Source organism: Pseudomonas sp. S2_A02, from assembly GCF_054668495.1.
In genome coordinates this window covers 4,702,755-4,726,684 of sequence record NZ_CP162776.1, presented here as the reverse complement: position 1 = coordinate 4,726,684, position 23,930 = coordinate 4,702,755, and the positions used below count along the sequence as shown (strand labels likewise).

Below are 23,930 nucleotides of genomic sequence, written 5' to 3'. Positions count from 1 at the left end.
CCAGGCACACCCAAGCCCCAGCCTAAAAAGCCGGGGCCGTGTCAGTAGAAGGACGCCCATTTTCACATCCGCGAAAACTGATAGGGTCACCTAATGGACGTGGCTTGGTTTCTGAAACAGCGCACTAGCTTCATCCGGCAGTTGTATCGAGATGCCACCGCGCCCTTTGTCGTACGTATGCGCTTAATTGAAGTGGGTGAAGGTGTTGCTGCCTCGTTTGAGGTGGTGCCGTTCAGACAACGTGAACAAGGAGTTCCTGGTGAGTCAGGTGGTAAGAGCCGTATTTTTCGATGATCAAACTACCGATGGATCACGCTATCAGGATGCTTTCCAAGGGTATGAGTATTGCGAAGGTTAGGTAGGGTGTGACATGGAAAAATCACGTCGCTTAAATTTTATTAACCTATCTTCATGATTTTAAAGGGTATTTTTATAAAAAAAATTGGCTCCCTTTAAGTACAGAGGATTTTAAATTATAAATAGCGCTCTGTGACATAAGGTAGATCACGTGGTCATTGACGCGCTAAACGAAATTGGTCCGTGCTTGAGTACAAAGCTAGCTAGCTTTTTGGTCGAAACACATGGCCTCTCGCCAGATGCAGCTCGCCAACGCATCAGCCGTGCCCCGAAAGAAGTTCGGCGGTTGAGTAGTCTGCCCTTCGCTCACAGTGCAAAATTTATGTACCTGCAAGGTCAGTACTCATCGAGTGATTACTGGGACAGCCTCTACGAAGCGATCTTCTCAGTTGAAGGTACCTACTCGAGGGCGCTAGCTGCTGTTCTTGCTCGTGAGGTAATGCCCGTCCACCACTTCCTCATCGCATGTGGTGCTCCAATTGCCCAGAAGCGGCACATCGCTTCAACAGTCGCACTCAAGCGTCTAAAGGAGTCGGGAATCTTGGTGGAGCGCCCTCTTCCAGGAATTGGACCCTGTGTAATGACCAAACAAACAAGCGATAGCTTTGCGCTGGAAGCTATCGTGGCGGCTGCACGTGCTCGTTTGATGGCAGAGTCAATCTTGCTCGACAGTATCAAGGAGTGGTTGCGGAACTTAGCCTTCGCCAGCTTCAACAGTGTCAGCCTTCGGGCAACACCAGAGTCACCAATTCCTAGCGTTGGGACTTTTAACTGGGATCTAAGCGCGCCGAGCTATTCCACCGCTCTCGCAGAAAGGCAAAGAGGTAATTTGAAGCCTGGATTCATCGCCTGTGATGTTCTTCTCACCGAGCAAGTCAGTGTTGAGGGTATCAAGCCGTTTCTTCACAAAGTGAAAACACTCCAGGCGCTGAAAAACATTGGCCGCGTTATGTTCTTCATGGTCGGGCAGCGTTTCGAACATGAGGCATTCGGAGCGCTTAGATCAGCTGGTGTGATACCCGCGACACCTGAGTCTTTATTTGGAAAGGACGTTGCTGGAGCCTTTCGAGATCTGATCGGTGTGTTGTCGGATGCCATCCAAGGGGCAGTTGATTCCTCGAAGCTCGACGGAATTATCAATAAGCTTGGCAAGCTCGAAGGGGCTTTGGGAAACATGCGAGGCTCCTTCTTCGAACTGCTAGTTGCCGAGCTCGTACGCAAGACCTTTGCTGGAGAGGTTCAGCTCAACAAGATGTGTACTGGTGAGGATGGCAGCGCTGAGGTGGATGTCTGGGCTGTAAAAGATGGCATTTCAGCCAGGATCATTGAATGTAAGGGTATGGCACCCGGCGCCTTCGTCAGCGATGAAGAAATAGGAAAATGGCTGACAACTCGTATTAAGCGGGTTAGATACCATTTGAAGAATCATCTTCACTGGGATAAGCCTAAGCCGCAGTTTGAGCTGTGGACGAGCGGGATTTTATCCCCGGAAGCACTACATCGAATAGAGAAGACGCGCAGCGCTAACTGCGCTAAGTTTGATCTCATCGTCGTTGATTCTGAAGGAATACGACAAGCAGCCAAGTTGGCGAACGACGAGTCTCTGCTAAAAACACTGGAGCATCACTTTATTCCCGCTCCGTGAATAACCTCTACCTAACATCCCTTACGCTTCAGCAAGCCTACGACAGATAATTTTCCGTCCGCTTCCGTCCGATATCCGACCTCGACGCTCGATTTAGGCTTCCATTTTGTTTGGGTTAGCCCTAATTCCGCGGTTACTCTTTGCACTAGGTCCGCGTCACTTCCCATAACGTATCTATGACAATCCTGGGCGATCGTTCGATTGAACCGTTGCAGATTCTCAGCCGTTATAACGCTTCGACCTGTTCGCCCCAATGACCCACTCGCGACAAGCGCACACTTCGAGGTAAGAGGGAACAGAATCTGTGCATGTGGCGAGCCATAACCAATCGGCTCATGTCGGAGTGACGAGGACCTAGACTGCACAACAATCGGTGAGTCAGACGTCAAGAAACTGTGTTCGTTGCTGGGAGCGTGCAGGATCCTCCAATCTCGCTTGAACAGCTCCTCAGCCACGATATGCCAGACGTTCAATGAACGGTGAAGTGCAAACTGCTGATTCACTTCAATGTCATACGAATCGCTTCGAGCCATCTCTACGACGTCCCTCGCTTGATCCCGCAGCAACGCCTCATCCACGTTAGAACCATTCATTTTTTTGAGAAGCTCTAAGACCCTATTCTCATCGATGAACATCTGCCCAGCCTGAAGCTTTACCATTCCAGCGTATGCAGCTTGCGCCTCAGCAATGGCGGCAGGCGTCCGTACAGCAGCGAGACCAAGAAAGAGCGCAAAAGACTCTCGCTCGCCCCGACTTATGCGGGCTCCCTGTGCGAGCGAATTCAAGATTGGAGCAGCAGCATCTTCTACGAGACCGAAAAGCACCTCCAGATCAAACCGCTTGCGATCTTGGTTGTCCTCAAAGGTATACAGGTGACGGACGGTTGCTACAGCCTGCGGAGACTGCCGGTGCCTGATCTCTCCCTTGACCCGATCGAAAACGCAAAGCACCTGATTTGAGGTAAATCCCTTTAAATAAAATTTTGGGACGTAATGCTGCTGTTTCGGACCCTCAAGGTGCTGTTTGGATGTGAGTTTTTCGAACTTGTCCATGGGGCAAACAGCCGTTCTGCTTAGCGAGAACTCTACGATAGGTCAAAAAAGGCACATGCAATGGATTTTTTGGACCTTGATGAGTCCGGTTGCAATGGCGATATCAGTTTGAAGGCCTCCTACCATGGAATCGGATTCCGTATCTGTAGCAAGCAATTACAAATTTGAAAACTCAGAAAAACGCTTTTTTGGTGTGCCCCTAGTCAAGCGTAGAACTACTAATTAATAAAAAGCAGGCTCACAAGCTGAACCTGCTTTTATTTATTGCTGGTTAGCTGGATAAAAGAAATCCCCGAGGGCTTTTATCAGAACTAAAGCATTCGTGCGCTCTGTCGATGGAGCTTGAAGCGTCTTGACACGTGAGGCACTTTGGTGCGCCACATCGCCTCTTTCTTTACCGTACACATTCAGCATATTGATAAGATTTATATCGATTTCATCTGCCATTTTTCCGCAGACCAAAGACAACTTAACAAAAGAACCCTCTTTAATTCCGTTATTGTCGCTAATAAAGCCTTCTATATCCCTAATAAGTTTCTGCACTGAAGCGTGCAAACTGCGAGGATCGTATGGCAACTTTATTTGTAAATCTACGCCAAATACACTAGCCAGCAAAAATAGCTCTACATTAGATTTAATCGTAAATGTTTGCGGCGAAACTTTTGCTTTCAGTTGCACAATAGATTCGCGAGCTTTACGTTCGAGGTAATCCTCAATTTCAGCATGAACCAGCACCCTGAATGCAGCAAGTTGATCTGGGTCAACTGCAAACGTCAGAGGATCTTTTGACTCGGCCTCTAGTTGAGCCCCGAGAAAAGTAGACTCAAGCCTCTTAAATCTCTCTTGCAAATTTATGAATAGAGGACTCGGCTGGCTCATGTTCATACCACCCTGAAGCTGGCATCATCGAACTTCAAACTCAATCTACCGGCAAGCTCCTGCCCCCACATAGATAGTCTAGTGTTTGTCGCTCCAACGCTTTTAGTTGTTTTCTCAATCGATTCTTTAAATCGAGTATCAAGGCAAATGTCCTGAAAAGCTTGTGTAACCGCTGTCGGATCGTTCAGCGCCGCCTTTGAAACATCCTTATCTGCAAAATATCGAGTTATACAATCAAAAATTGCGCGATTGATACGGCGCTCGTAGTTGTCGCCAAGCCATTTCTTAAAAGAGTTCGATCCGAAAATTTCGAAGCTAGTATCTAGAGCTAAATCCAAGCGAGTTAATGCGTTATTCAAAACAGCTTGTTGATTATCCCAGTCCCCTTCAAACAGCTTAGTTGCATTATCGAGAAAATCTTTTAAGTTACCATTATAGGCTTCGAACGACATATCAAAAGCAATGAAGCGCAAAACCAACTCGGAGTCTCGCATTCTCTTGTCGGGCACCTCTCCAAAGATCCTGTGAAAGCTCACACTTTGGCTGATGTACTCTTCAATAGCATTCAGAACCTTGCCACCGATAAGTGCCTTTCGAAGCTCTTGAGGTGACAGAGGCAAACTTCCGCTATTCAACCTAAAGAACATGATGAAGAGAAAATTTTCATCACTCCAGTTCTTGATTACTGTGGAGCGAAGTGTGCTATTTTCAAGAAACTCCCGATCCTCGACATCTAGTGTCGAGTAAGTCCGCCCATTCAGATCCTTTCGGATATCAAGCCCTTTAAGCACGAGCTTGTCAGCCATAAAGCTATTGAGCGTTAGGAGGCGCTGTTTACCATCAATAACTAGAAAACGTCCACGACTGGTTTTATTTTCTGCCAACACAATATTGGGAATAGGCAAGCTAACAATTAATGACTCTATAAGCCTGCTTTGTCTAACATTATCCCAAGCAGATCGTCGTTGAAAACCAGGATCAAGGTCTATATTCCCCTTGTTAACCTGGCCGTTAATAGTCTCAATAGTCCAATCCGCATTCATTACGACAGCGTCTTTAAAAGATATGTCCTTATCGTTTAAATCACTTTCGTCTTCCTGCTGATCATCAGGAATTAGCTCGTCCAGCAGATCTACATTCGGGGCTTGCATTATGTCCATCCATGATTGAGTAAGAGGTGACTCCGATGATGTCACACCGGTAACTCGGAGTAGAAGAAAAAGGTGGCCGAGGTTGCGAGAGAGTCGGCCTTTAATTTTACTGCTAGCACCGAAGCCTGGGCAGCCTTCACGTTGAAAGCCGAAGCATCACTTGCTGCGGGGGGGTGATCCCGGTAAATGCGTGTGCGTCACCAACTGCGCATCCATCGGGCCTGAGCGCCGACTCTTGGAAAGAAGCCGGGCCACAGTTGCTACGTAGAGGACCGAAATGCCACGGGGCGACGGCGCCGCGTAGTCACTTCCAATCCCTAGGTGTTGATGCCGGTAAGCCACTGCATCACCAGGCCGCCTAAGGGGGCTTTGACGGTAGAAGGGGGCGGTTTTCGCGAAGCAAATGGATATAGAAAAGATGGGGGGTATAAACGGGGGTATTTTCTAGAGAAACGCGAAATTACCCAGCTATCTTTTTTATTTCAAACCATTGATATTATTGGTTTTTTACCAAAAGCAAATGTCTCCATTCCCCTTTAACGTGTGATTAACGTCTAACGATGACCGTGGATTTACACGGACCTCAATAAACTCAAAATCCCCGTAATCACTTGCTGATACGGGGATTTTTAGTTATGGGGATCGCCACCCTCCTCCATTGTGATCCGGTATGTCGATGGGGTGGGACTCCTCCGCAGGCTGTCCGGCCGTCTGGGGTACGCTGCCGAGCTATGCAAGAATGATTGTATTGGCAATCACTACAGGGATTGAAGATCATGCCATTTCCTCTCAAACGTCGTCTGGTTTTGCCTGATGCCATGGCCATGTGGTCCAGGACCATCGCTGGACTTGAACACCAGGAAAGAAAAACCTCAGGCATGTCACGCCAGGTCACCAGCGTTGTCGTGAAGTGGGCACACAGGGTTTTCATCAAGTGAGCCTGGATACAAACAAAGACGCTTCCTTCGCCTATCAGGCGGTGTACCGCTATCTCGTCGAGTTGATCGAGACCGCCAATTCGGAACTTGAACAGAAATTGCCGTCCTTGCGGCAACTGGCCCAGCGCCTGAACGTGTCGGTGTCGACGACCAAGTACGCCTATTCCCTCCTCGAAGACGAGGGGCGGATCTATGCCAAACCCAAGTTCGGTTATTTCACCAAGGCGAGGCCGGCCCCTTTATTGAACGAGGGCTCGCCCAATCTGTTGGACAACGTATTCTCCAACGCACGCCAGCCGGGGATGCTGGCCCTTAGTAGCGACGCGCCAGCGATGCTGTTGTCGCTGGAAAACCCGTTATTGATGATGGAGCGCGAACTGGCCCGGCAATACCCGCGCTCCCATGCGCCACTCTATCAGCCGTTCGGCGAGCCCGAGTTACGTGGTGCACTGGCCGACCGCTACACCAGTTCCACGCACTGCTACTGGCAGGCCGAGCATGTGTATATTGGCTCGGACCTGCGCAGTGTGCTGGAGTTGTCCCTCCGTGCCCTGAATCTGGGTGGCACTGTGGCGTTGGTGGAATCGCCGTGTTCATGGGCGATCCTGCGCCAGTTGCAAGCGGCAAAGATTCGTGTGATCGAAGTGCCCCTCGGCGAGGATGGACGTTTCAACCTGCCCGCACTCAATGAGCTGCTCAGGCGTGAGCCCATCCGGCTGGCGGTGCTGTCGTCGACCGTAAACATTCCCCAAGGCAACCTGATGCCGGCGCAGGATAAACAGCAGATCTGTCGATGGTTGGCGGAGCGGGATGTCTGGCTATTCGAAAATGACAGCTACGGCGAGTTCTATTTTTCCCCCAATCCCGCTCGCTATCGCGACTTTGCCGATCCGGCAAAGCTGCTGGTGTTCTCGACCTTCGACAAGATCATTGGCTCGGAAGCGCCTTATGGTTATGTGCTGTGTCGCCGACACGGGCCTCAGTTGCACCGGCTATTCCTGGAACGGGCATTTCGTCTATCGCCAATCCGTCAGAAAGCGATCGCCAAACTCTTCAGTTCCAAGCGCATCGACCAACATCTGATGGTGCTGCGGGCCATGCTGCTGGATCGTATGAAACGGATGAAGGCCCTGCTGGAGGAACACGCCGATGGTCAGTTACGGGTTGTCGCCCCGCAAGGCGGCGCGACCTTCTGGCTCGAGGCTATACGCTCGGTGGACATGCGACGGGTGTTCGAGCGCTTGCTGGCCCAGCGCATCGTTATCGCCCCGGGGGAAATCTTCAGCCAGCAGGGGGCCTGGCGACATCACGTGCGTCTGAGCTACACCCTCGACTGGAGCAAGGATATTCCCCTAGCCCTGAAGAAGCTGGCCCAGGCTATCAGCGAAGAGTATGCCTAGAGCCCATAGCAATGCCGCGATTCAGGGAATCGGCCATCGCGCACCTCTTCGGCAAAACGCTCACAAGCGTCGCGAATAACCGCGCCGACATCGGCGTACTGTTTGACGAAGCGCGGCACCTGCTCACCGCCCAAACCCAGCACGTCTTCGGTCACCAACACCTGGCCGTCGCAGGCCGGTGAGGCGCCGATGCCGATGGTGGGCATTTTCGAATCCAGGGTTATTTGCCGAGCTACACCTTCGGCCACACCCTCGAGCAACAGACTGAAAGCTCCGGCTTCGAGGTTGGCCCGAGCATCTTCGGCAATTATCGCGCCGGTTTCGGCGGTCAGGCCCTGGGCCTTGAATCCCCCCATGACATTGACAAACTGCGGCATCAGCCCGACGTGGGCCATGACCGGAATACCACGTGCCACCAAAAATTCGATGGTACCCGCCAGAGCCTTGTTGGCTTCCAGCTTGACGGCATCGCAACCGGTGCGCGCCAGTACTTGGGCGCAATTGCGAAAGGCCTGCTCGTTAGATTCCTGATAGCTGCCAAAAGGCATGTCGGCGATGACACAAGACAGACGTGTGCTGTCGACCACGGCCCGGGTGTGGCCGATGATTTCTTCGAGCTGCATGCTCAACGTCGAGGCCCGACCATAACCGACCATTGCAGTAGAGTCACCGACCAGGATGAAGTCGACGATAGGGTCGATCAGCCTGGCAATAGAGCTGGAGTACGCCGTCAGGGATACGATTTTCTGTTGGCCCTTCATCGCGACCAGTTGCGGAACCGTCAATCGTTTAGTACGGGTATGAGTGCTCATAAGTGTCTTCCTGTGATGATTGAAAACCCCACGGGATGGGGCGTCTGTCATGTATTGGAGTTCGGCGGGGTAAACCGCATGGTTCAAGGGGTCGGTGATAGGCGACATGAGAATGGGCATCAACTGTTTGAAGTCGCGCTCCAACAAATACTGTTGATAATCGCAATCGCTTCAACGTCCGGGTGATTAAAATCGTCGAAATTACGCTGAATCTCTTCCATGTCGCGCTCAGTATCCAAGATGAGGAAGTGCCCGATTATTGGTTAAACGCAAGAAAACTCAATGTACAGATTTGCGCTAAAAAGCAACCCAGATGCATTGTCTGGTTGTCCCGTCCGGTAATTGGATGGACCATTGCCGGCTAGATACCTGATGGCATTATTCGAACGGCATGGCCTGTTTAAGGGTTTGGTTTCGAATGCTGTTTCAGTCGCGAATTTCCATGAGTACCTGTTTAGAGTCCCTTTATGACAGCCCATATTTATCCACAACCCGGTCGCTTTTCCCGGTCTGACTACAAGACCCTGGGTCTTGCGGCGCTGGGTGGCGCACTGGAAATCTACGACTTCATCATCTTTGTGTTCTTCGCCCTGACCCTCAGCCAATTGTTCTTTCCACCAGAGATGCCTGAGTGGCTGCGCTTGCTGCAAAGTTTCGGGATTTTCGTCACCGGCTATCTGGCACGCCCGCTGGGCGGCATCCTGATGGCGCACTTCGCTGATCGGGTGGGGCGCAAGCGGGTGTTCAGCCTGAGCATCCTGATGATGGCTTTGCCCTGCCTGTTGATCGGGATCATGCCGACCTACGAACAGATCGGTTACTGGGCCCCCTTGATCCTGCTGCTGTTGCGGGTGCTGCAAGGTGCCGCGGTGGGTGGCGAAGTGCCGAGCGCCTGGGTGTTCGTGGCCGAGCATGCCCCGGTCGGGCATCGTGGCTATGCCCTGGGTGTATTGCAGGCAGGATTGACGTTCGGCTATTTGCTGGGGGCATTGACCGCGACTCTCCTGGCGCGGATCTATAGCCCCGCCGAGATCCTCGACTTCGCTTGGCGTTTCCCCTTCCTGCTCGGCGGTGTCTTCGGAGTGATCGGGGTCTGGCTACGGCGCTGGCTGAGCGAAACGCCGGTGTTCATGGCCTTGCAGGCGCGACGTGAAATGGATGCGGAGCTGCCGTTGCGGACGGTGTTGCGCGATCACCGCAAGTCCATCCTGCCGGCGATGCTTTTGACCTGTGTGCTGACGTCGGCGGTGGTGGTGCTGGTGGTGATTACCCCGACCGTCATGCAGAAAAGCTTCGGCATGAGTGCCAGCCATACGTTCGCGCTGAGCAGCCTGGGCATTGTGTTCCTGAATATCGGCTGTGTGCTGGCGGGATTACTGGTTGACCGGATCGGCGCCTGGCGCGCGGTGCTGGTTTATAGCCTGCTGCTGCCGGTAGGAACGGCGACGCTCTACGCCAGCCTGATCACTGGTGGCTACTGGATCAGCGTGGCCTACGCTGTGGCCGGCCTGACCTGTGGCGTGGTGGGCGCGGTACCCTCGGTAATGGTGGGATTGTTTCCGGCTCGGATACGGGTGTCCGGCATCTCCTTTACCTACAATATTGCCTACGCACTCTGGGCCAGTACCACGCCGTTGCTGTTGATCGGGCTGATGCCGTGGAGCCCTTGGGTCTGCGTAGGCTATTGCGTAATCATGGGTACCATCGGGGCCCTCATGGCATTCTTCTACGGTTTTCGCTCATCGTCCTCGGCTGACGTTTCGGTGACTACGGGCGCCTGAGCCTGGCCCTTTCGCGCCGCCGGTCGCGGCGCTTGCCTCTGAATATCAAAGGACGGCTATCGGCATGAGCTGCGTCAACGATTTGCATGATCTATCAGCGGTGCAACTGTTGGTGTTGTTCGCCAGCAAGGAGCTGTCGCCGCTGGAATACTACGACCATTTGCTGGCCCACATCGAGCGCTGGGAACCTCACATTAATGCGTTGTACGCCTTTGATCCGCAACGGGTCCGGGAACAGGCGACCGCCGCCAGCGAGCGCTGGCGCCGTGGCCAGCCCCGAGGACTGCTCGATGGCATGCCGGTGACGCTCAAGGAGTTGATAGCGACGCAAGGCGATTGCATTCCCCTGGGCTGCGCCGCTACCGAGTTGACCCCGGCCACAGTCGACGCGCCACCGGCGGCGCGGATGCGTGACGCGGGGGCGATTGTCCTGGGCAAGACAACGGTGCCGGACTACGGCATGTTGTCATCGGGGCTGTCGAGTTTCCACGGTGTGACCCGTAATCCCTGGAATCTGGCGAACAATCCCGGTGGCTCCAGTGCCGGCGCGGCGGCGGCGGCAGCGGCCGGCTATGGTCCATTGCATGTCGGCACCGACATCGGCGGTTCGGTCCGTTTGCCCGCTGCTTGGTGCGCCTTGGTGGGGTTCAAGCCGACACTCGGGCGTATCCCCATCGATCCCTATTACACTGGCCGCTGTGCCGGGCCCATGACCCGCACCATGGACGATTGCGCGCTGATGATGCGCTACCTGTCCCGCCCCGATGCGCGGGACGCCACCAGTCTGCCACCGGAACAAGGCGATTGGGGACTGGGACGGTTGTCGGTCCAAGGGCTGAAAATCGGTCTGATGCTCGACCCCGGCTGTGGCATTCAACCGGACGAACAGGTGTGCTCGGCGGTTCGGGAAGCGGCTCGCCTATTCGAAAGCCAAGGCGCTCAGATACGTCATATCAAGCCACTGATGGATCGCGCCGTGCTTCAGGGCCTGGATCATTTCTGGCAGGCGCGGCAGTGGAGTCAGTTGCAGGCCCTGAGCTCCGAGCGGCTCGATCAAGTCTTGCCCTACATACGCGACTGGGCGGCGGCGGCCGAGAGCCTGACCGCCGTGCAGGCGGTTGAGGGGTTCAACCAGACGTTCGAAATCCGACGCCGGGCAGCCGAAATCTTTCATGATGTAGATCTGGTGTTGTCTCCGACGAACCAGGTCAGCGCCTTTGCGGCAGAATGGGCTTCACCTACCAATGACCCACGCCTGCCGTTCGAGCACATCGTCTTTACCGTGCCCTGGAACATGGGTGAGCAACCGGCGCTATCGATCAACTGCGGCTTTACCGACCAAGGCATGCCGATCGGCCTGCAGATGATCGCCCCACGCTTCGCTGATCAGTGGTTGCTTCAGCTCGGCAAAGCCTATGAAAACTGGCGCGGCACGATTCGGCACTGGCCCAAACCGCCGTCTCACTGAAAACGTTTTGTTGTCCTGTGGGAGCGTGGCTTGCCCGCGAAAAACGATGGCGCGTAATCCCTGAGAAACCGCGGCGCATTCTTCGCGGACAAGCCACGCTTCCACAGGTTTTTCGTCGCTCAAATTTCTTAACTGACAAGCATTAGCAGCGTGCGCCTGCTTTTTTTCCTCTAGAGATTTATCGAAATGGATTTTCGTGTACTTCTGATGGCCGGCGTAGCCGTCGGCAGCCCTTTGCTTGCCATCGCAGGCGAAGCAGTGACCACGCAAAACGAGGCTCCGGGCTTTATCGACGGCAGCCATTTGGGGCTGAACTTGCGCCATTACTATGCCAACCAGCACACCCGGCGTTCTACCTATCTGAGGATCAAGAAAGCCGATGGCCTGGAGCGGACCCGCATCCGTGAAACCTGGGTCCAGACCGCGATGCTTAATTACAGCTCCGGATATACCCAAGGGCCGATCGGCTTCGGACTGGACGCCTCACTGTTCAGCGCTGTCAACCTGGAGCGCGGGCATGGGCGTGTCGCCAATGGTGGCGATCGGGTATTGGTAGACAGCGACGGCGATGCGGTGCCGACCTGGAGCCGATTGGGTGTCGGTGATTTGCGGCTGCGTTTTTCCAGCACTGAAATCAAGACTGGTCGCCTGCTTACCGAAAACCCGATTCTGCGCTACAAGGACAATCGCGCCCTGCCCTCGAGCTTTCAGGGCGTGAGCCTGTCCAGCAACGAACTCGATTGGTTGTCATTGCAGGCTGGCAGTTTCGAACGGGCAATTCCACGTACCGGTACCGGCAGTGAGAAACTCACCACCACCTTCGGCAACCGGGCGTATTCGGGGTCGCGTATTTCATACCTCGGTGGGATGGCCAAGACCCCTTACGGCCTGGACGTCAGCCTCTACGCTTCACGCTTCGAGGACATGTGGCAGCAGACCTATCTGGGATTGACCCGATTGATCGGAGATCGGCGTCAGATAGCGCTCAAGACCGCGCTGAATTACTACCATACCGAGGACCAGGGCGAGCAGCACCTGGGCTATATCGACAACGACGCCTTCAGCCTGGCATTCACTGCATCTCATCTGGCCCACAGCCTGACCTTGGCCTGGCAGCAGGTGTTCGGCGACGAGTACTTCGACTACGTCTGGGAGTCCACGGGCAATTACATGGCCAACTCGTTGTACTCGGATTACAACGGGCCGAACGAGAAGTCCTGGCAAGTGCGCTACGACCTGGACCTGGCATCCTTTGGTGTGCCGGGCCTGACGACCAGCCTGTGGCACGCCAAGGGCTGGGACATCGATGGCACCCGGTACAGCGGCGATCGTAACGGACGCAATACCGGTTATAACGTGCGAGGCCTGGACAACGCCAAACACGATGAAAACGGTTTAATGGTGGCGTACGTGGTGCAATCCGGCTCACTGAAGAACGCGGTGTTTCGCACCATCGTCTATAACCATCGGGCCACTGGCGGGCAGATTGACGGTAGCTACGACGAGGTCCGCCTGGTGGCGAATCTGCCGGTGTGGCTTTTTTGAGATGGGCTTTTTATGCCTGCTGTCTCGTGGATAAAACCAGCACAACAAATGCTATGACGGCTCCTTTATCAGGAGCCGCCACCGTTATGTTCACACTCGGTACTTACTACGTTTGAAGAACATCGAAGCCCCCGCCCCCACTCCCGCGATTGCAAAGATCCCGACATCGATGCCGCCAATGTAGGGCGGCAGCACAAACATCACGCCAAAGCCCAAACCGACCAGAGCAATACCCAGCCATTTCCTGAGTACGTAGCTTCTTACGCAAAGGTACAGCAGCATCATTCCCACGCAGGCCAACGCATACTGACTGTAGAGACTCATGGGCCTATATTCCTTGGGACTTGATGATCATGGAAGACACCGAGCGTTGCGGTCCGATGCCGCCGCTGACTTGGGCGTCCAGACTGACGATGACATCGCCAGCGTGATAGGTCGGTAACTTGCTCTTCACCAACTCTCGGCCCAAATAGCCTGCCGCCGGTCCGACAGCGGGACCAATTACAGGCACTTTAGAGCCAGCCGTCACAAAGATGCCGGCGGTAATGTTGGCAATACGCATGCGCTGGTCGTTGAGCAGGTCACCCTGCTTACGGGTCAGCGGGCTGGAGATACCTACCATCATCACGCAGGGCAGGTCCTTGGCGAGCATCTTGTCATACAGCTCGACCAGCAAACTGCTGACTTCAAAATGGGCCGATTTCGCTTCCCCGAAATGGAGCGTCCTGAGGCCACCCCGGTCACTGGGGGTGACGTTGAAACGGGTGACGCTGAAGACAATGCCGTGATTGGCGATAAATTGATTCCTGTCACACTCCACTGCTCGCGTCCTTAACGAATCCAGAAAGGCGCGAAGTTTCCACCAGGATAGTGATTTTGCACAAATGGCAATCTCGGCTGATGACGCCCTGTTAACACTACAAAATTTCTACACCGGTCAATCCGGTGTCAGACCTTTTTGGTCCGCGGCAGAAGGATCGCCAACACCCCAAGCAGCGGTAAGAACGAACACAGGAAGTACACGTACTCAATGCCGTGAACATCCGCCAGATGCCCGAGCAACGCCGCGCCAATCCCGCCGAAGCCGAACATCAGGCCGAAGAACACCCCCGCAATCATTCCGACATTCCCCGGCACCAGTTCTTGCGCATACACCACAATGGCCGAGAACGCCGAAGCCAGGATGAAACCAATCACCACGCTCAACACACTGGTCCAGAACAGATCGACGTGGGGCAACATTAGGGTGAACGGCGCGACGCCAAGGATCGAGAACCAGATCACTGCCTTGCGCCCGATCTTGTCGCCAATCGGGCCACCGAAGAAAGTCCCCGCCGCTACCGCACCGAGAAACAGGAACAGGTGCAGCTGCGAGCTGGCCACCGACAGGTCGAATTTTTCAATCAGGTAGAACGTGAAGTAACTGGTGAGGCTGGCCATGTAGAAATACTTGGAGAACACCAGTAACCCGAGCACCACCAGTGCGCTGATCACCCGGCCTTTCGACAAGCCGTGAGTCGCGGCCTGACCTTGTTTGAGCTTGAACAGGTTCAGGTGGTTGGCGTACCAACGACTGATCCGATACAGCACGAACAGCGCAAACAGCGCAAACAATCCGAACCACGCCACATGACCCTGACCGTAGGGAATGATGATCGCCGCCGCCAGCAACGGCCCGAAAGCCGAGCCCGCATTACCGCCGACCTGAAAGGTCGACTGCGCCAGCCCGAAACGTCCACCTGAGGCCAGTCGCGCTACACGAGAAGCTTCCGGGTGAAAGGTCGATGAACCGACACCGATCAACCCCGCCGCCAGCAGAATCATCGGGAAGCTACCGACCACAGACATCATCAGAATGCCGATCAATGTGCAGACAGTACCGGCCGGCAATAGCCAGGGTTTGGGATGCCGGTCCGTGTGGTAACCGACCCATGGCTGCAACAGCGAGGCCGTCAATTGAAAGGTCAGTGTGATCAGACCGATCTGGGTGAAGGTCAGGCCATAACTGGCCTTGAGCATCGGATAGATCGACGGCAATACCGCCTGAATCAGGTCGTTGATCAAATGCGCCAGCGCCACCGCGCCGATGATGCGCATGACCAGCGGGCTGCTTTGTGAAGTGGCGGGTGCCTTTGTTGCGGCGGACTGAACGTTGCTGATGGCCATGAGAGTTTCCGTACTGCGGATGGGTGCGCACTGGTGGGTCGGTCAATGTGCCATTTTTCGGTGCAGTTGCGCCATCCCCTTAGCTTGCTTACGACTTCAAAAAAAGAAGGGTGATAGCGCAACGCCATGGTCTGAATCTTGCCTTGTTTATCCGCTTCAACGCGGCCCCTTACAAAGGGAACCGAGAATGGGAAGTTTCGCTACAGAGTCGGCCTACAGAGCGGACCAAGGTGAACTTTCGAGGCCTTTAGAAGGGCACAAGTCGCGGTCGCAATGACCTCGACGCACGCCAATGGTGCGTGGTGTCCAGAGGAGTCATGGGGCATGCAGGCTTTTTTATCACCGGGGATCGGGCTGCTGGGGCGTTTCGGCTTCGCGCGCAAATTTCAGCTGCTGTTTCTACTGTTTATCCTGCCACTCGCGGGCAGTCTGTGGATGATCGGTCAGGATTATCGTGACAAGTTGAACCTGATCTCCGGCGAACGCGCCGGGGTTCGTCAATTGCTTGCCCTGGATGCGCTCGACAACCTGCTCGCCGCCCAGCGTGACCGCGCCGCTCGTTGGCGCGCTACCGAAACCAATCGCCAGCCGACACCCGCAACCATCGCGGCGATGGCAGCGTTCGACGCGGTTCAGCCGGCCGTCGCCCAAGCCACCACGGATCTGGGCGACGCCCTGAAAACCGAAGGTGCCGAGGGCCAAATCCTCACCCGCTATCAGGCCCTGCAAACCGCGCTCACCGGCCTGGACTCGAAAAGCCTGAGCAGCGTCGGCTGGTGGCCGGACGGTTACGATCGCTTCACCAATGCCTTGAGCGCCTTGCAAGCCTTGCGCGAACAAATTGCCATGGACAATCGCCTGACCCTCGCGCCGTGGCTGGAAACCTGGCTGCTGACGCAGATTTCCACTCAACACGCACCGGACCTGATCGAACGGGTCGGTCGCCTCGCTGCGGTCGGCCAGGCGTCGGTGGTGTCCGGACAGTTTACCCTGCAAAGCCGCCTGCAACTGCGGGACTTGCGCAGCCGCATCGGCGATGCCCGGGAGCAGCTGGTGAAAACCGCCAGCCTGCTGGAAGCACGCCTGCCCAGCGCCCTGCAAACCTGGGCCGGGCAATACCACGACAGTCTCAAGCACCTGGACGCCGGTTTGAAAGTGCTGGACGAGGGCGTCTTTGGCGGCAGCATCAATCTCAAGCCGGAAGACTTTGAACGCAGCCTCGACGCCCTCCTCGGCGACCTCGCCTCACTACGCCAGCAGTCGTTGGTTTCGCTGGATCAGCGGCTGGATTATTACCACGGTTCGGCCATCCGCCAGTTCATCCTGGTGGCGACAGTTTTTGGCTGCCTGCTGCTGGCCGCGTTGTACCTGTTCATCTGTTTGCAGGCCTCGATCCGTCGCAGCGCCAGCGGCATCACGCTGTTGGCCGAAGCGTTGCGCGACGGCAACTTGAGCCTGCAAGTACCGGTGCAGGGCCGCGACGAATTGGCGGCGATCAGCACCGCCCTCAACGTTGCCGTGGTGCAATTGCGCAATAGCCTGCTGGGGGTTGATCACGAAACCCTGCAACTGAGCAATGCCGTGCGCATCCTCAACGATCACTCCAGCGGCGCGCTTGGCGAAGTCGAGGCTCAGCAGTTGCAGATCAGCCAGATCGCCGCTGCGGCCACGCAACTGGCAGCCACCTCTCAAGGCGTCGCTCAAAGCTGCGAACAGGCCTCAGGCAGCGCTCAGCACACCCAGCGCATCGCCGCCGACAGCAGCCGTGACAGCCAACGCACGACAGCGAGTATTCAGCAGCTCAATCAGCGCTTGAACGACACTGCGGCGGCGCTGGGTCGGGTCAGCGAGCAAGGGCAGCAGATTCAATTGGTGGTCGATACCATTCGCGGTGTCGCCGAGCAGACCAACCTGCTGGCTCTCAACGCCGCCATCGAGGCCGCACGGGCCGGCGAACAGGGTCGTGGCTTTGCCGTGGTGGCCGATGAAGTACGCAGCCTGTCGCAACGTACCCAGTCCTCCACCGCGCAGATCGCCGGCACCGTCGACAGCCTGCGCAGCACCGTCAACGAAGCCGTAAGCCTGATGGAAGCCGCCTGCGGCCAGGCTCAATCGGATGCGCAAGCCGTCACCGGTCTCGGTGAGCGACTGGGGGAAATCGCCAGCGCGGTGCAGAGCGTCACCGACACCCTGGCGCAGATCGCCACCGCTGTCGAAGAGCAAGCGAGCACCGCCGATGAAGTCAGCGGCAACATCCAGCAAGTCGATCAGGCGGCGGTACGCTTGCTTGAAGGCGCACGGGCGGTGAACCTGGCGGCGGACACCTTGAGCCAGGGCAGCAAGGCCTTGAGTGCGAATACCGGGAGATTTCAGCTCGGTTGACGCCCTCTCCTGGCCCGAATTTTCGGATCAGCGGGATAAGCGGTTGAAAGTGTGGAGAAATATTTTAGATTTACGCTTGACGCATCTTCATTCCAGGTGAATAATGCGCGCCACTTGGCTACATAGCTCAGTTGGTTAGAGCATAGCATTCATAATGCTGGGGTCCGGGGTTCAAGTCCCTGTGTAGCCACCAAGTACTAAAAACGGCTTACCGAAAGGTAGGCCGTTTTTTTATGCCTCCAGAAAAGTGATGGAAACTCTGATTTGCGCACCACGTCATCGGCCGATAAAGTCCCCGGACCCTTTATCCCATGGACGGAGTGCCGCGCGTGTTCTCAGCCTTTCACTTGAGCCGCTATCGCCTGTCAGCCTTTTCGCTGATTGCCACCGCTTTAACCCTCGCCGCGTGTAATACCCTGCCCTCTTCGTCGTCAGTTTCTACGCTGCCGGTCGCCCCGGAAGTCGCCTCCGGTTATCGCACCGGCCTGCAGACCCGGCATGCCTCGAAACACATGGCCGCAGCCGCCAACCCACTGGCAGCCGAAGCCGGACGGGAGATGCTGCGTCAGGGCGGCTCGGCGATTGATGCAGCCATTGCCATGCAAGCGGTGTTGACGCTGGTCGAACCGCAATCGTCGGGCATTGGCGGTGGCGCGTTGATTGTGCTGTGGGATGGCAAGGCTGTGCGCACTTACGACGGTCGCGAAACCGCTCCGGCCGGCGCCACCGAGAAACTGTTCCTGCAAGCCGATGGCAAACCGATGCCGTTCACCCAGGCACAGATCGGCGGGCGCTCGGTGGGGACGCCGGGTGTGTTGCGAGTGTTGGAACTGGCCCATCAGAAGCACGGTCGCCTGCCGTGGGCGAAGCTATTCGAGCCCGCTATCAAGCTTGCGGAACAAGGCTTCGCCATTTCGCCACGACTGCATCAGTTGATCGCGGCGGATGCGTTCATACCGCGCTCACCGGATATGGCCGCCTACTTTCTGAATGCCGATGGCAGCCCAAAAGCCGTCGGTACGCAACTGAAAAACCCGGCACTCGCCGCTGTATTGAAACGCATCGCCAAGGAAGGTCCCGACGCGCTGTACGCAGGCCCGATCGCAAAAGAGATCGTCGCCAGAGTTCAGGGCCATACCAACCCCGGCAGCCTGTCGCTGAACGACCTCCAAGGCTATAAGGCCAAGGAACGTGCGCCACTGTGCACAGACTACAAACGCTGGCAAGTCTGCGGCATGCCGCCGCCGTCGTCGGGCGGGATCGCCGTGGCGCAAATCCTCGGCACCTTGCAGGCCCTGGAAACCCGCGACCCGCGTTTTGCCCTGGCGCCACTCAAACCGGTCAGGACCGGCAAACCGGCGGGCATCGAACCGGCGCCTGAAGCCGTGCACCTGATCGCCGAAGCCGAGCGCCTGGCTTACGCCGACCGCGCACTGTACGTCGCCGACACCGACTTCGTACCCGTGCCGGTAAAAGGTCTGATCGACCCGACTTATCTGGCCAGCCGCGCCGCCTTGATTGGCGACCGTAGCATGGGCCTGGCCAAACCCGGCACCCCGCCGGGAATTCAGGTTGCCCATGCGCCGGACCGCTCGCCACTGCGCATCTCTACCTCGCAAGTGGTGGCGGTCGATGACGAAGGCGGCGCCGTGTCCATGACCACCACCGTGGAAGCAGCGTTTGGCTCGCACCTGATGGTCCAGGGTTTCCTGCTCAACAACCAGATGACCGACTTCTCGTTCATCCCCGAAGAGAACGGACAAAAAGTCGCCAATCGCGTCGAACCGGGTAAACGCCCGCGCTCGTCCATGGCGCCCACGCTGATCTTCGACCGGCAGAACGGCGAGTTCCTGGCCACCGTCGGCTCCCCCGGCGGTTCGCAGATCATCGAATACGTGGCCAAATCCACCATCGGCCTGCTCGACTGGAACCTTGACCCGCAAGCGGCCATCAACCTGCCCAACTTCGGCAGCCGCAACGGCCCGACCGAACTGGAACAGGGGCAGTTCAGCGCAGAGCTGATTCAGGTACTGAAGGAAAAAGGGCACAGCGTAAACGAGATCGACATGACCAGCGGAACCCAGGCGATTGTTCGGGTCAAGGATGCGCAGGGGAAAGCGGCGTTGGACGGCGGGGCCGATCCACGGCGTGAGGGGGAAGCGTTGGGGGATTGAGTCATACGCAGAAATGAGAAAAGGCTTACCGGGAGGTAGGCCTTTTTTATTAGCGAAGAATCCCGATCAGGTATCTCGCGTAGCCTTTTCCTACCCTCAAATTGCTACCCCTTAGATAGAGTATGAAAACCGTTTTTAGCTCGAACGCCTGTTAACACACCTCACCAAATCAGCTATTGGCAATGCCTGATTGCAGGAGTCGATTTTACTCTTGCAATGACTTTCGGTTAGTAGTCGCGGTGGCCTATCGCTTCGGCGCTGTGTACATAAAATTTGTCGGCACCCACAAGCAGTACGATGGGATCGATGCTGATACCGTCGAAATGGAGTAACCCATGAACATTCATCCGATCCACACCGACGAGGACTACCGTGCAGCCCTCAAGAACGTATCTGCACTATTCAACAATGAGCCTGAGCCGGGAACCCCCGAAGGCGATTACTTCGACATCATGATTACTCTCATCGAGGCCTATGAAGCGAAGCAATTTCCGGTCGATTTGCCCACCCCGATCGACGCGATCAAATTTCGCATGGAGCAGTCCGGCCTGTCCGCAGCTGATCTGGCACCAGCCATTGGCCGGACAAACCGGGTTTATGAAGTGCTCAACGGTAAGCGCGCGTTGACGCTTCCGATGATCTGGAAGCTTCATGATCTATTCGGGATACCCGCTAAAAGCCTGATCAAGCCGCAGAAGTAGGCCTGACCTTTTCAGGGCTATGCAGCCGGACAGATAGCATTAAATCGCCAACTGATTGGCAAACTGCCCAACCGCATTCACCACTTTCTGTGCCCCGTCCTGGATCTCGACAATCACCGTGCCCGCCTCCGCCGCCAGGGCCAGCCCCTGTTCCGCCTGGAGTTTGCCATCAGTCATCAGGGCCACGGCGTTGCGCGCCATGTCCTGGTTCTGGCGCACGACGCCGACAATTTCGTCGGTCGCCTGACTGGTGCGCGAGGCCAGTTGCCGGACTTCGTCAGCCACCACGGCAAAACCTCGACCCTGTTCACCCGCGCGAGCCGCTTCGATGGCCGCGTTGAGCGCCAAAAGATTGGTTTGCTCAGCGATGCCACTGATGGTTTTGACGATGGTGCCAATGACCAATGATTGCTCGTTCAGCGCTTCGATGCCTTCGCCAGCGGTTTGCATATGCCTGGCCAGATCACGCATGACGTTTACCGCTTGAGTGACAACAGTGGTACCGCGCTGGGCGCTGTTGTCGGTTTGCTGCGAGGTGCTGTAGGCAATGTCGGCGGCTTCAGCGACAGCCTGCTCCCGATTGACCTGATCGGTAATCACCGTGGCGAATTTCACCACTTTGTAGAGCTTGTTGTTGGCGTCGACCACCGGATTATAGGAAGCCTCCAACCAGACCACACGACCATGGCTGTCGATGCGTTTGAATCGATCGGCCACGAACTCGCCGGCGTTCAGACGGCGCCAGAAGTTCTGATACTCGGCGCTGTTGTGTTCCTCTGGCGCGCAGAAGGTGCGGTGATGTTTACCCTGAACCTGCGCCAGGCTGTAACCCATGCCATTGAGAAACCGCTCGTTGGCCGTCAGTACGTTGCCATTGAGATCGAACTCGATGACCGCCGTCGAGCGAACCAGTGCGCCGATCAGGTTCTGGTGCTCACGGGACGCCTCGATGGTACGGGTCAGGTCGCTGGAGAAAATCGAGAAGTTCCTGATTCGGCCATCCGAGGACCGCACCGGCTGCATGATCGACCGCAGCCAGGCTTCGGCACCATTGCCGCGCAACAAACGGATCGCGCCGGCAAAGTGCTCGCCACGGGTCAGTGCAGCCTTGAAGCGGTGGTGAAATTCGTCCGATTTAACATGGGCCGGGACGATGTCTTCGATGTGCCGGCCGACCAGATCGTTGCCCTTGTAGAACATTTCACCCATGAAATTCCGGTTGGCCGATTGAATTCGGCCATCGGGGTCAAGGGTCAGGACCAGCATCTCGCTGTCCAGGCTCTCCTTGACTTGCTGAAGGCTGAAGAGTTCTTCGCGAAGAGCCGACAGCTCCTGCTTCAAGCGTTTGTTGAACATGGGAAAGTACCGATGGACAGTAGGTAGAAAGCGGCTTACAGCGTAACCATCGGCCTTGGAGATATTTTCTTAAGAGCGTTTGAGGATTGTCCTACGAAAATAGTGGCGGTATGACAGCTTCCTACCGTAGACGCGCTCTGACTGGCACTCTTTTCACAAGGGCACTGGACCGCTCGACACAAGTAGTTTCAGTATGTACTCGCCCCACCTTCGAGGGCTCACGCTGAAAAGGATCTGAGCATGTTCAAACTCGCAGGACTCACCCTCGCCGCACTTACCTTGAGTGCCGCCGCCCACGCCGACGTCGATCTGAAACTGGGCAGTACAGAACGCGTCACCCGGCTGTTCTCCTACCCCAACAACTGCAATGTCATCTGTTTTCGCAACTGGACACTGGAGCAGACCGTTGAGCATTACCTGACCCAAAGCGTCCAGCGCGATGGCTACAAAAACGCCAAAGTGGTGGTAAAAACCGACAACAAGCACCTCTATGCCAATATCAGTGGTGTGCCCAAAGGCTATGAAAAGCCACTGGCCGCGTTGCTCGATGCCGGCGATCTGGCTTACAACGGCGCCAGCAAGCTGAATGCCGAAGGTAAATGGACTTTTAGCTGGTACCTGTTCCTGCCGCTGGGCATGGCACTGGAAAATCGCAAAAGCGTCGAACTGCTGCATTTCCCGCCGGATTATTCGCTGACCCAAGCCCAGGACTACCTGGAGTCCAAGACCACCGACCGTTGGGCCACATTGCTGACCGCCAACGGCATCCCCGTCGACCAGACACCGGGCTATCAGACCATCATCGACATCGCGCCGATTGCCGCGCCATCCAGCGCCGGCAAAGACCTGGAAGGCGTCTACGGCTACTTCACGGACTACCAGACCACCATGGTCAAGGAAGTCAGCCAAAACGCCAGCGGCGCGGCGTTGCCAATGGTTGCCTTCGGCGCACCGGTGCGCAATTGGATCAAGCAACAATACGGGCAGACCGTGGACATACTGGGCCTGGCAACCATCAGCCCGAGCGAGGGAGTGAAGGTGCCAGTACTGGGTTCCAACCATCCAAGTTATATCTGGTACGCCGCCGATCCCGAGGCTTATAGCGGCAGCGATGCCCAGGCCAAGGCCGACGCCGCGGGCCTGAAAGTCATGGGGCAGGATTTGAGCGCCGCGTGCTGGCAAGCCGGAATGGGCAGCAAGCCGGGTACCGATCCTACTGTTCAGCTGAAAAGCTGTACGCAGACCTGGCAAGTGACTCAGAAAGAAAAAACCTGCGAGCTGTTCTACACCTCGATCCGCAACCTGACGCCCGAACAAGCCGTGGCCAAATGCGCAACAACGACGGTCAAATCTCAGCTGAAACAGCTGAAGACCCCGTCTCTTGCGACCTCCGCTCCTGCCCCACACTTGTAAACGATGAAGGTCTTCCCCCGCGTGAGCCATGGCTGACGCGGGAAGGAGCCTTTTTCGCCTGTCATATCTGACAGTAGAACATTTGTTTCATTTGCGAGAGGCTTGGGGGCGTACCCAAGTGCTGCAGAGCTGACCGGATGTCAGCTGAAAGAGGTTGTAGCACCCATCTGACAAGGATTGTTATGAGAACCCACGCCCAACAAGGAATACCCCCACCGCCCCCCAATGGCATCTATCCATCTGTAGAGTTGCCCCTTCGCCTTGGATTCCCTTCCAAGGACGACTTCGAAATCCTCTACAACACTGAGGGCTCGGCAACAGCTGTCACGGCACTGCGCGAGTTCCCCCGCATCAGCCGAATCTGCCGGGTTTCCGGACATTTGTTGCCCTATCGATGCCGACACACCCGGCAGCTGGCACCAGGCATCCACGTCTACGATCCGCGCTTCTGTGGTCTGCTAAGCCACTCCTGCGACCCCAACGTCTTTCTTGACATGAGCGAGCTATGGTTATGGGCGCTCAAGGACATCAAAAAGGGTGACCGGCTGACGATGGATTTCGCCGCGACAGAAGACAAGCTGCTGCGGCAGTTTGCCTGCCGCTGCGGTAGTCCGGGCTGCCGTGGCTGGATCATCGGCTATGACGAGTCGCCGAATGCCAATGGAGAACAGTTTTTTCAACACTGGCGTCGGCGAAGTCTCGGATGACAG

The 23,930-nt window shown here is 56.1% G+C and carries 17 protein-coding genes, 1 tRNA gene and 3 pseudogenes; 12 read left to right on the top strand and 9 right to left on the bottom strand.

Going from position 1 to position 23,930, the window contains the following annotated elements; genetic code table 11:
• The first annotated feature begins 508 nt into the window (after positions 1-508).
• A complete protein-coding gene (locus AB4O41_RS21645) occupies positions 509-2,002 on the top strand; it encodes a hypothetical protein (protein WP_141231056.1) in 1,494 nt (497 codons plus the stop codon).
• 11 nt (positions 2,003-2,013) lie between these two features.
• Here the strand turns inward: AB4O41_RS21645 and AB4O41_RS21640 are convergent, their stop codons facing one another.
• The 3 genes from AB4O41_RS21640 to AB4O41_RS21630 all read right to left on the bottom strand — a co-directional run bounded on the left by AB4O41_RS21640 (position 2,014) and on the right by AB4O41_RS21630 (position 5,084).
• A complete protein-coding gene (locus AB4O41_RS21640; protein ID WP_095162351.1) occupies positions 2,014-3,054 on the bottom strand; it encodes a DUF4238 domain-containing protein in 1,041 nt (346 codons plus the stop codon).
• A gap of 261 nt (positions 3,055-3,315) precedes the next feature.
• Complete coding sequence (locus tag AB4O41_RS21635) at positions 3,316-3,933, bottom strand: hypothetical protein (RefSeq protein ID WP_460144653.1); 618 nt, start codon at positions 3,931-3,933, stop codon at positions 3,316-3,318.
• 2 nt (positions 3,934-3,935) lie between these two features.
• Positions 3,936-5,084, bottom strand: coding sequence for a GmrSD restriction endonuclease domain-containing protein (locus tag AB4O41_RS21630; protein WP_256584540.1), 1,149 nt, complete (start codon positions 5,082-5,084; stop codon positions 3,936-3,938).
• 934 nt (positions 5,085-6,018) lie between these two features.
• Here AB4O41_RS21630 and AB4O41_RS21625 point away from each other — a divergent pair.
• The gene (locus AB4O41_RS21625; RefSeq protein WP_460144652.1) at positions 6,019-7,422 is read left to right on the top strand and encodes an aminotransferase-like domain-containing protein; all 1,404 of its coding nucleotides are present in this window, start codon (positions 6,019-6,021) and stop codon (positions 7,420-7,422) included.
• Here the strand turns inward: AB4O41_RS21625 and panB are convergent.
• Positions 7,419-8,234 carry a 3-methyl-2-oxobutanoate hydroxymethyltransferase gene (panB, locus tag AB4O41_RS21620; RefSeq protein ID WP_460144651.1) on the bottom strand — a complete coding sequence of 272 codons (816 nt, stop codon included), beginning with the start codon at positions 8,232-8,234 and terminating at the stop codon, positions 7,419-7,421. The genes AB4O41_RS21625 and panB overlap by 4 nt on opposite strands.
• 467 nt (positions 8,235-8,701) lie before the next feature.
• On the opposite strand from panB, the gene AB4O41_RS21615 reads away from it, so the two are divergent.
• From AB4O41_RS21615 to AB4O41_RS21605, 3 genes are all read left to right on the top strand, one after another.
• The gene (locus AB4O41_RS21615) at positions 8,702-10,015 is read left to right on the top strand and encodes an MFS transporter (RefSeq protein ID WP_460144650.1); all 1,314 of its coding nucleotides are present in this window, start codon (positions 8,702-8,704) and stop codon (positions 10,013-10,015) included.
• Positions 10,016-10,079: 64 nt separating this feature from the next.
• Positions 10,080-11,483: an amidase gene (locus AB4O41_RS21610; RefSeq protein ID WP_460144648.1), complete on the top strand. Its 1,404-nt coding sequence runs from the start codon at positions 10,080-10,082 to the stop codon at positions 11,481-11,483.
• Positions 11,484-11,669: 186 nt separating this feature from the next.
• On the top strand, positions 11,670-13,028 hold the full coding sequence (locus tag AB4O41_RS21605) for an OprD family outer membrane porin (RefSeq protein WP_460144646.1): 1,359 nt from the start codon (positions 11,670-11,672) through the stop codon (positions 13,026-13,028).
• A 90-nt stretch (positions 13,029-13,118) separates the two neighbouring features.
• On the opposite strand, the gene AB4O41_RS21600 is transcribed toward AB4O41_RS21605, so the two are convergent.
• From AB4O41_RS21600 to AB4O41_RS21590, 3 genes are all read right to left on the bottom strand, one after another.
• Positions 13,119-13,352 (bottom strand): hypothetical protein, encoded by a 234-nt coding sequence (locus AB4O41_RS21600; protein WP_460144644.1) that lies wholly within the window; start codon positions 13,350-13,352, stop codon positions 13,119-13,121.
• A gap of 4 nt (positions 13,353-13,356) precedes the next feature.
• On the bottom strand, positions 13,357-13,848 hold the full coding sequence (locus AB4O41_RS21595) for a hypothetical protein (RefSeq protein ID WP_460144642.1): 492 nt from the start codon (positions 13,846-13,848) through the stop codon (positions 13,357-13,359).
• Positions 13,849-13,976: 128 nt separating this feature from the next.
• Entirely contained in the window at positions 13,977-15,194 is a 1,218-nt protein-coding gene (locus AB4O41_RS21590) for an MFS transporter (RefSeq protein ID WP_460144640.1), read from the bottom strand.
• 324 nt (positions 15,195-15,518) lie between these two features.
• Here AB4O41_RS21590 and AB4O41_RS21585 point away from each other — a divergent pair, with 324 nt between their 5' ends.
• From AB4O41_RS21585 to AB4O41_RS21565, 5 genes and pseudogenes are all read left to right on the top strand, one after another.
• A complete protein-coding gene (locus AB4O41_RS21585) occupies positions 15,519-17,576 on the top strand; it encodes a methyl-accepting chemotaxis protein (RefSeq protein ID WP_460144639.1) in 2,058 nt (685 codons plus the stop codon).
• A 116-nt stretch (positions 17,577-17,692) separates the two neighbouring features.
• Positions 17,693-17,769: transfer RNA gene (locus AB4O41_RS21580), tRNA-Met, on the top strand.
• 136 nt (positions 17,770-17,905) lie between these two features.
• A complete protein-coding gene (gene ggt / locus AB4O41_RS21575; RefSeq protein ID WP_460144637.1) occupies positions 17,906-19,750 on the top strand; it encodes a gamma-glutamyltransferase in 1,845 nt (614 codons plus the stop codon).
• A gap of 215 nt (positions 19,751-19,965) precedes the next feature.
• Positions 19,966-20,082 (top strand): annotated as a pseudogene (locus AB4O41_RS21570) (type II toxin-antitoxin system HigB family toxin); the annotation flags it as partial.
• A 3-nt stretch (positions 20,083-20,085) separates the two neighbouring features.
• Positions 20,086-20,451, top strand: a complete 366-nt coding sequence (locus AB4O41_RS21565; protein WP_460144635.1) for a helix-turn-helix domain-containing protein — start codon at positions 20,086-20,088, stop codon at positions 20,449-20,451.
• A gap of 39 nt (positions 20,452-20,490) precedes the next feature.
• Here AB4O41_RS21565 and AB4O41_RS21560 read toward each other — a convergent pair.
• Together AB4O41_RS21560 and AB4O41_RS21555 are read right to left on the bottom strand one after the other, a co-directional pair.
• Positions 20,491-20,928 (bottom strand): annotated as a pseudogene (locus AB4O41_RS21560) (methyl-accepting chemotaxis protein); the annotation flags it as partial.
• A 150-nt stretch (positions 20,929-21,078) separates the two neighbouring features.
• Positions 21,079-21,660, bottom strand: a pseudogene (locus tag AB4O41_RS21555) (PAS domain-containing protein); the annotation flags it as partial.
• Positions 21,661-22,047: 387 nt separating this feature from the next.
• Here AB4O41_RS21555 and AB4O41_RS21550 point away from each other — a divergent pair.
• Together AB4O41_RS21550 and AB4O41_RS21545 are read left to right on the top strand one after the other, a co-directional pair.
• Positions 22,048-23,220, top strand: a complete 1,173-nt coding sequence (locus tag AB4O41_RS21550; protein ID WP_460144634.1) for a hypothetical protein — start codon at positions 22,048-22,050, stop codon at positions 23,218-23,220.
• 182 nt (positions 23,221-23,402) lie between these two features.
• Positions 23,403-23,927 carry an SET domain-containing protein-lysine N-methyltransferase gene (locus tag AB4O41_RS21545; protein ID WP_460144633.1) on the top strand — a complete coding sequence of 175 codons (525 nt, stop codon included), beginning with the start codon at positions 23,403-23,405 and terminating at the stop codon, positions 23,925-23,927.
• The last annotated feature ends 3 nt before the right edge of the window (positions 23,928-23,930 follow it).